The organism is Candidatus Zixiibacteriota bacterium, from assembly GCA_040752595.1.
Taxonomy (GTDB): domain Bacteria; phylum Zixibacteria; class MSB-5A5; order WJJR01; family WJJR01; genus JACQFV01.
The window spans coordinates 104,711-115,608 of the sequence record JBFMGX010000016.1 but is presented as its reverse complement, the minus strand read 5'-3'; the positions used below and the strand labels follow the sequence as shown (position 1 = coordinate 115,608).

Genomic DNA, 10,898 nt, shown 5'->3' with positions numbered 1-10,898 from the left:
GTGTGATCCTGACGGCGGAGAATGTGCCGCTCAATGCCGTGTTCACGGACAACGGGAATGGGACCGGGTCGTTTGTGTTCGATCCCGACTACACCCAAGCCGGTGTCTACAATGTGCGGTTCATCGCCTCGGACGGATCGCTCGCCGACAGTGAGCTGGTCGCCATCACGGTGAATGAAGTCAATCTGGCCCCAGTCCTGACACCGATTGGCCCGAGAAGCGTGACCGAGGGGCAGCTTCTGAGTTTCGTAGCGTCGGCCTCTGATCCTGACGGTACCACGCCGGCGATGTCGGCAGAAGGCCTTCCAGTGAACGCCACATTTAACGACAACGGGAACGGGACGGCCACGTTCAGCTTCAGTCCGACATACCGTCAGGCCGGCGTTTACGTCGTGACATTTATCGCCGGTGACGGTTCTCTGGCGGATTCTGAACTCGTGACCATCACTGTCGTCGAAGCGGGCAATCAACCTCCTGTCCTTGATCCCATCGGCGCACAATCGGTCATTGAGGGCGACACGCTACTTTTCCGTGTTCATGCCACCGATGTCGACAGCGACTCGCTGCATCTGTTCACCAGCCTTCTGCCCCCCAATGCGCTGTTCGTAGATTCGGGCAACGGCGCCGGATCGTTCCGCTTTCTGCCGGATTTTACGCAAGCCGGAACAGACTATGTCACGTTCGCGGCGGAGGACACATCTGGCGGCATTGATAACGAGTTGGTCCGCATCACCGTGGTCTCGGCCGGAAATCAGCGGCCCATCCTTGCGCCGATCGGCGCCAAATCGGTGGCCGAGGCCGGACATCTGGCATTCCGAGTCAGCGCCACTGATGCCGACATGACGATACCCGCCCTTACCGCTGTCAACCTGCCGGCCCATGCCGTCTTCGTGGATTCCCTCAATGGCGCCGGCTCTCTCGTGTTCGATCCGGACTACACACAGGCGGGCGTCCACGACGTTACGGTCATTGCCTCGGATGGTTCTTTGGCGGACAGTGAAGTCGTTGCGATCACGGTGACGAATGTGAACCGGGCGCCGGTGCTGGCGGCGATTGGTTCGCAGTCGGTGAACGAGGGTCAGAACCTGACCTTTGGTGTCATGGCGAGCGATCCTGATCTCGACAGTGTGATCCTGACGGTGGAGGATGTGCCTGTCAACGCCGTGTTCACGGACAATGGCAACGGCAGCGGTTCGTTCGTGTTCGATCCCGACTACACGCAGTCCGGGGTCCACAATGTGCGGTTCATCGCCAGTGATGGTACCCTGGCCGACAGCGAACTGGTGATGATCACTGTCAACCATGTCAACCGCGCGCCCGTCCTGGCCGCGATTGGTCCGCAATCGGTGAATGAAGGCCAGAACCTGACGTCTGGTGTGTCCGCGGCCGATCCCGACGCCGACAGTGTGATCCTGACGGCGGAAAACGTGCCGGTCAATGCCGTATTCACGGACAACGGGAATGGGACCGGGTCGTTCGTGTTTGATCCCGACTACACGCAGGCGGGGGTCTACAATGTCCGGTTCATCGCCTCAGATGGCGCACTCGCCGACAGCGAGGTCGTCGCCATCACGGTGACGAATGTCAATCGGACACCGGCGCTCAATGCCGTCGGTCCCGAGTCGGTGAATGAGGGTCAGAACCTGACGTTTGGGGTGTCCGGCTCCGATCCGGATTTGGACAGTCTGATCCTGACGGCGGAGAATGTGCCTGCCAATGCCGTGTTCACGGACAACGGGAACGGCACCGGGTCGTTTGTATTTGATCCCGACTTCACGCAGGCGGGAATCTACAATGTGCGGTTCATCGCCTCGGATGGATCGCTCGCCGACAGTGAGGTCGTGGCGATTACGGTGACGAATGTCAATCGGACGCCGGTGCTCAATGCCATCGGTCCCCAGTCGGTGAATGAGGGCCAGAACCTGACTTTTGGCGTTTCGGCGTCCGATCCGGATGGGAACTTCCCCGCATTGACCGCCGAGAATGCGCCCCTGCACGCCACCTTCACGGACAACGGCAACGGTACCGGCTCATTCGTCTTCAGTCCCGACTACACGCAATCCGGCACGTATGATGTGCGCTTCATTGCCTCGGACGGTGCGTTGGCGGACAGCGAGCTTGTCACCATTACAGTCAATCACGTCAACCTCGCTCCGATCCTCGATCCGATCGGACCACGCTCTGTCTTCGAGGGGGATACGCTGAAGTTCCGCGTCCACGCAACCGATGCGGATCTCGATTCCATCCGGCTGTTCACCAGCATTCTCCCGACCAATGCCGCGTTTGTTGATTCCGGCAACGGTGCGGGGTCATTTGTCTTCACACCGAGTTTCACGCAATCCGGCACGTACTACATTACGTTCGCTGCCCAGGATCCGTCCGCTGCCACGGACAATGAGCTCGTTACTATAACCGTGAGTGAGAAGGGTAATCAGGCGCCGGTGCTGGCGCCGATCGGACCGAAATCCGTGGCCGAGGGAGCGCACCTGACCTTCGGTGTGTCGGCCACCGATCCCGACGCCGACAGTGTGATCTTGACGGCGGAGAGTGTCCCCCTCAATGCGACGTTCACCGACAACGGCAATGGCACCGGGTCGTTTGTGTTCGATCCCGACTACACCCAAGCGGGTGTCTACAATGTGCGGTTCATCGCGTCGGACGGCGCTCTGGCGGACAGTGAGATCGTGGCCATCACGGTGAGCGACGTGAACCGAGTGCCGGTCCTGGCGTCGATTGGTCCCAAGTCGGTGAATGAGGGTCAGAACCTGACGTTTGGTGTGTCGGCCACCGATCCCGACGCCGACAGTGTGATCCTGACGGCGGAGAATGTGCCGCTGCATGCGACGTTCACCGACAACGGCAACGGGACCGGGTCGTTTGTATTTGATCCCGACTTCACGCAGTCGGGGGTTTACAATGTCCGGTTCATTGCCAGTGACGGCGCCCTGGCCGATAGCGAAATCGTAGCGATCACCGTGGGCGGCGTGAACCTGCCGCCGGTCTTGGCGTCGATTGGTCCGAAGTCTGTGAATGAGGGCCAGAACCTGACCTTCGGAATTTCCGGCTCCGATCCCGATCTCGACAGCGTGATCCTGACGGCGGAGAATGTGCCGCTGCATGCGACGTTCACCGACAACGGCAACGGGACCGGGTCGTTTGTATTTGATCCCGACTTCACGCAGTCGGGGGTTTACAATGTCCGGTTCATTGCCAGTGACGGCGCCCTGGCCGATAGCGAAATCGTAGCGATCACCGTGGGCGGCGTGAACCTGCCGCCGGTCTTGGCGTCGATTGGTCCGAAGTCTGTGAATGAGGGCCAGAACCTGACCTTCGGAATTTCCGGCTCCGATCCCGATCTCGACAGCGTGATCCTGACGGCGGAGAATGTGCCTCTGCATGCGACGTTCACCGACAACGGCAATGGCACCGGGTCGTTTGTGTTCGATCCCGACTACACCCAAGCGGGTGTCTACAATGTGCGGTTCATCGCGCGGGATGTCGGTCTGTTGGCGGACAGCGAGACTGTGGCGATCACGGTGACGAATGTCAATCGGACACCGGTGTTGGCGGCGATTGGTCCCAAGTCGGTCAATGAGGGCCAGAACCTGACGTTTGGTGTGTCGGCCACCGATCCCGACGCCGACAGTGTGATCCTGACGGCGGAGAATGTCCCGATCAATGCGACGTTCACCGACAACGGCAATGGGACCGGGTCGTTTGTGTTCGATCCCGACTACACCCAAGCCGGTGTCTACAATGTGCGGTTCATCGCCTCGGATGGATCTCTGGCGGACAGCGAGATCGTTGCCATTACTGTAAATGATATCAACGCGGCGCCGGCCTTGGCCCCGATCGGCGCCCAGAGTGTGGCGGAGAACAGCCATCTCGAATTCCGCGTGACGGCCACCGACATCGATGGAACGATTCCCGTCCTCAACGCGGTCAATGCGCCTGCCAACGCGGTCTTCACCGATTCCGCCAATGGGGCCGGGTCATTTGTCTTCGATCCCGATTTCAACCAGACGGGCGTCTACAATGTGACGTTCATTGCCTCCGATGGTGCTCTGGCGGACAGCGAAATCGTCGCCATCACGGTCACGAATTCCAATCGTGCTCCGGTGGCCGATGCCGGACCCGATCAGGGCCCGGTGGCCATCGGCAGCATTGTGACGCTCGATGGCGGCGGCTCGTACGATCCCGACGCCGAACCTGTCTATTACCACTGGCGACAGGTGTCCGGCCCGGCGGTCACACTCTCCGATTCCAATGCGGTCGCTCCGACATTTGTACCGGCGATCGGCGGGACATATGCCTTCTCCCTGCGGGTCGACGACGCTCAGTTGTTGTCCGATCCCGACACCGTTCAAATCGTGGCCGTGTCTCAGCCGCGCGCGATCGCCGATCTGATGGCGACGGTTTCCGGGAACGCCATTCAACTGACCTGGAGCGCGGTCACGCTCGACACATCGGGGGCCGCCACATCGCTGAGCCGCTATGTGATCTACCGTAGCACCCGCGCATATTTCACTCCCACTCCCGCCGAGTCGATCGGCACCGCGCTTCCGGCGGCTGTGATGTTCACGGACAACAACGTCGGCGGCGCCGACGTCGTCGGTGACACCGGCACGAACTATTTCTACTGCCTGGTCGCGGTCGACGTTGCCGGTGGTCGTTCCACAGCGTCCAACCGCGTCGGCGAGTACGATTATCAGATCTTCACGACCAGCACCACCGATTTCACGCTGATCATGATGCCCTTTGCCGGGACCGGTATCAACACGGCCTCCGACTTGATTCAGGCGATCGGTGTCGCGAACGTCAACACGGTGAACCGGTACGTCGCTGCCTCGCAAAGCTTCGAGTCGCGTTTCGCCGCCGGTTTCGGGACCGATTTCGCCGTGGTGCCCGGCGGCATCTACCAGGTGAACGCCAAGTTGCCGACCGTCTTCTCTATCGCGGGACAGGTGCCGGCTCCAGGCAGTGTCACCTATCCGATCGTGACGACGTCGACGACCGACTACTCGTTCATCGGCGTTCCGTTCGAACGCGAACTCGATTTCACGACCGCGCAGAGCATCATCGATGCGCTGCCCGGCGTGCTCAATACGCTGAACAGATTCATTCCCACGTCACAGAGTTACGAATCGCGTTTTGCCGCCGGATTTGGTCCGAACTTCCCCGTCAAGGCGGGCCGGGCCTATCAGGCGAACGCGGCCAACCCGGGCCAGTTCCCGGCGCCGTAGTCATGTGGGCGGGCTTATGCAGATACTCAATCCGACTTCCGAACCAGTGAATGAAGGGGGATGTGTGCGCCGAACAGTGCTGAGCACACGGTCCTGTCGAGCAGCGATTTTCCGCTGGCCTCTGGGTATTGCGGCTGTCCTTCTGGGCCTGATGGTCCCAACAGGGGCGTTTGCCCAGGGGAGCATCTTCGGAACGGTCCAGAACGCCGACTTGTCCAATCCCGCGGTGGGACAGTTGCTCTGGGTCGGATTCCTGGACAACACCGACGAGGAAATCAGAATCGAATCCAATGTCGGGGCCGGGTATGACGGCACGAACTGGTTCGATGATTTCCAGAACTACACGACCGAGGCGGCCGGCAATCCTTATGACTTCATCTTTGTCAATACGGCCAATGGCCAGTACTTCCGGCTCGAAAAGCCCATTCCCAGCAACTCCTTCCAACAGGAGAATATTCTCTTGGCGACGGCATCCGGCCCGGCCCGTCCCACCGGACTGACGGCGCGCGTCGCTTCGCTGGCCCGCATCAATCTCTCGTGGAATCGTGTCGCGGGCGTGACCTACCATGTCTATCGCCGCGCGACGGCCAATAACTCGGTGTTCCGACGTCTCGATGATCCCCTGGGAAATCTGGCCAACGCGGGTGTTGCCGACTCCTTCTTCGTCGATGCGACATCCGACGGTGTGACGAACTACACGTACTTGATCATCGGTCAAGATGCCGGCGCGATCTTCTCGGCGCATTCCGTCGAAGTGGCTGCCGACGCCGCCACGCCGACTGCCCCAACCCTTCTCGCTGTCGATCCCGACTCCGGTTCGGCGGTCAACCAGCCCACTGTGACTATCCACGGTACCAACTTCGACGTGGCCGGCATGACCGTTCTTTTCGGTGGTTCGCCGGCGACCAACGTCGTCGTCACCAGTCCGTTCCAACTGACCTGCCGCGTGCCGGTCGGTGCACCCGGATTTGTCGATGTCGTTGTCACCAACACCGCCTCCGGGTTGTCCTCGGCGCCGTTGGTCAACGGCTTTCGTTACTTGAGCAATCACGCGCCCGTGCTGGCGACGATCGGACCGCAGTCGGTCAGTGAAGGGCAGAATCTCAACTTCGGTGTCTCCGCATCGGATATCGATGCCGACAGCATCTCCCTGGCTGCAGAGAATGCGCCCGCGAACGCGACGTTCACCGACAACGGCAACGGCACCGGCACGTTCGACTTCAACCCGGACTACACGCAATTCGGCGTCTACAATGTCCGCTTCATCGCCGGCGATGGCTCGTTAGCCGACACCGAGATCGTTGCCATCACGGTGAGCGACGTGAACCGGGCTCCGATCCTGGCAACGATCGGGCCGAAGTCAGTGGATGAAGGCCAGAACCTCAACTTCGGCGTGTCCGCCTCTGATCCAGACGGCCCCGCACCGACTCTGACAGCCGAGAACGTCCCGGCGAATGCCACATTCATCGACAACGGTGCCGGAGCCGGGACCTTCAACTTCGATCCCGACTTCACGCAAGCCGGTGTCTTCAACGTGAGGTTCATTGCTTTTGACGGTGCACTGGCTGATACCGAAATCGTCGCCGTCACGGTCAACAACGTCAACCGGGCGCCGGTGCTGGCCGCCATCGGTCCGCAGTCTATCAATGAAGGATTGCTGCTGAATGTCGGCGTCTCGGCAACCGACCCGGATGGCAATGCGCCGACGCTGACCGCGGAGAACGTGCCGACGAACGCGAATTTCGTCGATAACGGCAACGGCACCGGAACCTTTACGTTTGGCCCCGATTTCACCCAGTCAGGCGCCTACAATGTTCGTTTCATTGCATCAGATGGCGCGCTGGCCGACAGTGAACTGGTCGCAGTCACCGTCAATGACGTGAATCAGGCCCCGGTCTGGACGACGATCCCGCCGCAGCTTGTCAGTGAAGGACAGAATCTCAACTTCGGTGTCTCCGCCACCGACCCCGATGGTCCGATCCCGGCCCTGACCGTTGTCAACCTGCCGACGAATGCCACGTTCACGGACAATGGCAACGGCACCGGGACATTCAACTTCAATCCCGATTTCACGCAATCGGGCGTCTACCATCCCCAGTTTATCGCGTCCGACGGTCTTCTGGCCGACACTGAGTTTGTCACGATCACGGTCAATGAGACCGGAAACCAACAGCCGGTTCTGGCCGCCATCGGACCGCAGTCGGTGAATGAAGGATTGAATCTCTCCTTCGGAGTTTCCGGAACCGATCCCGATGCCGACAGCGTCATTCTCAGCGCCGAAGACCTTCCGGCCAACGCGCAGTTCATCGACAACTTCAATGGCACCGGCTCCTTCAACTTCGATCCCGACTTCACGCAGGCGGGCGTCTACAATGTTCGTTTCATCGCCTCCGATGGGCTATTGGCCGACAGCGAGATCGTCGCTGTCACTGTCAATGACATCAATCGCCCACCGGTCTTGGCCGCGATCGGACCACAATCGGTGACCGAAGCACAGAATCTCTTCTTCCTGGTTTCGGCGTCCGACGTTGATGGCACGATTCCAGCGCTGACCGCGCAGGGATTGCCGGCCGGTGCCATATTCACCGACCAGGGGACGGGGACCGGGTCGTTCAACTTCACGCCGGACTACTCGCAGGTCGGTGTCTACCCGGTCTTGTTCATCGCCTCCGACGGTACCGCTGCCGATTCGGAAACGGTGGATATTACTGTCATCGACGCGGGGAATCAGCGTCCCGTCCTGGCGGCGATCGGCCCCAAAGTCGTGACCGAGGGTACATCGCTTCAGTTCCGTGTCTTTGCGTCTGATTCGGACTTGACGATTCCGACCCTGACCGCCGTCGGTGTGCCGCCGAATGCAACGTTTGCAGATTCACTGAACGGCGCCGGCGGCTTCGTCTTCAATCCGGATCTAAATCAGGGCGGCAATGCCTATGCCGTGACCTTCATCGCCTCTGATGGCCTGCTGGCCGACAGCGAGTTGGTGTACATCACGGTCGTGGAAATCGGCAACCTGCCGCCTGTGTTTGACAGCGTCCCGCCACCCAACGTCAGTGAAGGGGACACGTTGGTGGTCCTTGTGCATGCCGTCGATCCGGAGGGCGGCGCGATCCTGATGGGCACGCTCAATCCGATCCCGAATGCGGTCTTCGTCGACTCCGGCAACGGCTACGGGACGTGGCGATACACCCCCGGCTATCTGGACGCCGGTGTCGATACGGTCCGCATCATGGCCCTGGACAACGGTGCGCCGATCGCCGCCGCGACACTCTCATTCATCGTTACGACGCTGGAGAAGAATCTCGCCCCCAACCTGTGGCACATCGGTGATCGGACGGTCCTCGCGGGCGATTCGATCAAGATTAGAATCGTGGCGACCGATTCGACCGCGCCTCCGGGGAATCAGTTGTTCATGGCGGCGCTCAACCTCCCGGCCAATGCCACGTACCAGGATTCCGGCGGCGGCATCGGCAAATTCAAATTCAAACCGACGACCGGACAGGTCGGACCGCATACGATCACCTTCCTGGTGACCGACAACGGCACTCCCAACTTGGCCGATCTGGAGACGATCACGATCACGGTTCAAAGCCAGAATCAGGCCCCGGTGCTGGCCGCCATCGGCCCCAAGTCCGTCGATGAGGGTGATACGCTGGTCTTCGGCATCTCCGCCACCGATCCCGACGGAACAATCCCGATCCTGACTGCCTCGACGGTGCCAACCAACGCCGTCTTTGTGGATTCGGGCAACGGTCGCGGATCCCTGACCTTCATGCCGACCTACGTGCAGGCCGGGCTCTATCAGGTCAACTTCGTCGCCAGCGACGGTCTCCTCACGGATCACGAGAACGTTCTGATCCAGGTCCGCGAGGCGGGGAATCAGCCGCCGGTACTGGCCACGCTCCCCGACTCTGCGAGTGTGGTCGAGACGACGACGCTCCTGATCCTCGTCAGTGCCACCGACCCGGAAGATCAGACGCTGACCTTGTCGGTGGCGCCGCTTCTGGAGAACTCCGCCTTTACCGATTCCGGGAACGGACGCGGGCTTTTTCAGATGACACCGGACTACTGGCAGGACACGATCTACACGCTGACGATTCTGGCCACCGACGACCTGGGAGGCGCGGACACCGGATTCGTTGTCATCACCATCGTCGACGCCGGGAACCAGACGCCGGTCGTGGCCGCCGTCTCCCCGTACACCGTGATCGAAAAGGATATCCTGACGTTCATGGTGACTGCCAGCGACCCCGACCGAACGACACCGTCTTTGGCTGCGCGACCACTACCGCCACACGCGTCCTTCATCGACAACGGCGATGGAACCGGCACGTTCAGCATGACGCCGGACTACCCTGATGCCGGGGTGTACACCGTGTACTTCGTCGCCTCCGACGCAGAGCTGCCCTCGTTGCAGGACAGTATCGCCGGGACAATCACGGTGCTCGATCGCACGCGATTGCCGGTGTTGGATGCCTCCTCGACGAATGACCAGGCCGTTGTACTCCGCCAAGGTGATTCGGTGACGATCTGGCACCACGCCTATGACCCCGATGGCCCCATCCCGGTCATGTCGGCGACCAACCTGACGTCGACGTACATGACATGGGCCGATTCCGGGAACGGTTACGTCTATGTGCAGTACAAGCCGGCTTTCAGCGAGCTCACCGGCACGTACTACGCGACCATTGTGGCCCGCGACCGTGACTACGACACCGTCTTCGTCACCAAGATCCAGGCCTTCATCGTGGGGCCGCAGAACGTGCCGCCGGTCCTTGATCCCATCGGACCCAAGTCGGTGATGGAGAACGACTCGCTGGTCTTCATTGTCAGCGCCACCGACCCCAATGGGACGACGCCGACGATGACGGCGACCGACCTGCCTCCCAATGCCACCTTTACCGCGCTGGGCGGCGGGCTGGGTCGCTTCCGTTTCCTCCCGACCTATAATCAGGCGGGCGTGTATTACCCGTTGTTCCGGGCCGCGGACGCCACGACCAGCGACACGGAACGGGTGGCGATCACCGTCATCGAAGCAGGGAACCAGGCGCCGGTGTGGGTCTCGTCGTTCCCGACCGACACGGTCAGGATCGCCAAGGCCAGCGCGGATACCCTCCACATGTGGGCGACCGACGTCGACAATGCTGCGCTGACGCTCCTGGCCGTTAATGCGCCGCCGATGTCGGTCTTCGTCGACTCGCTGAACAAGGCGGGATCGTTCATCTTCTCGCCTGATTCGACGCTGGTGGGACAGGTTTACGACGTCCTCTTCATCGCACAGGATACCTCCAAGGCGGACACGGCGATCGTCATCTACAAGGTAATCTCGTATATCCGCGGCGACTGGAACTACGACGGCATAATCGACCTGCTCGACGTGGTCATGCAGACCAACTACACCTTCCGAGGTGGCCCGCCGCCCGAGCCGTTCGAGTTGGGGAACTACAATGGCGACACGGTCATCACCGTCTTGGATCTGGTGTTGATGATTGACTATGTCTTCCGCAACGGGCCCCCGTTGCCGCCGTAGGTCGCGAATCTGTTCTGGAGTTGCGCCAAGTCAGCAGGGGCGGGTCCCGGACCCGCCCCTCCTGTTTTGGGACGGGACCGGACCGGTCCTGGAACAGCCCCGGCGCGACCCCTCGGTGCCCCACC

The 10,898-nt window shown here is 60.9% G+C and carries 2 protein-coding genes; both read left to right on the top strand.

Annotation, left to right across the window (positions count from 1 at the left end; translation table 11 throughout):
- The first annotated feature begins 23 nt into the window (after nucleotides 1-23).
- On the top strand, nucleotides 24-5,243 hold the full coding sequence (locus tag AB1792_06025; GenBank protein ID MEW5701768.1) for an Ig-like domain-containing protein: 5,220 nt from the start codon (nucleotides 24-26) through the stop codon (nucleotides 5,241-5,243).
- Between the two features lie 151 nt (nucleotides 5,244-5,394).
- Nucleotides 5,395-10,773 (top strand): Ig-like domain-containing protein, encoded by a 5,379-nt coding sequence (locus tag AB1792_06020; GenBank protein MEW5701767.1) that lies wholly within the window; start codon nucleotides 5,395-5,397, stop codon nucleotides 10,771-10,773.
- Nucleotides 10,774-10,898 lie beyond the last annotated feature (125 nt).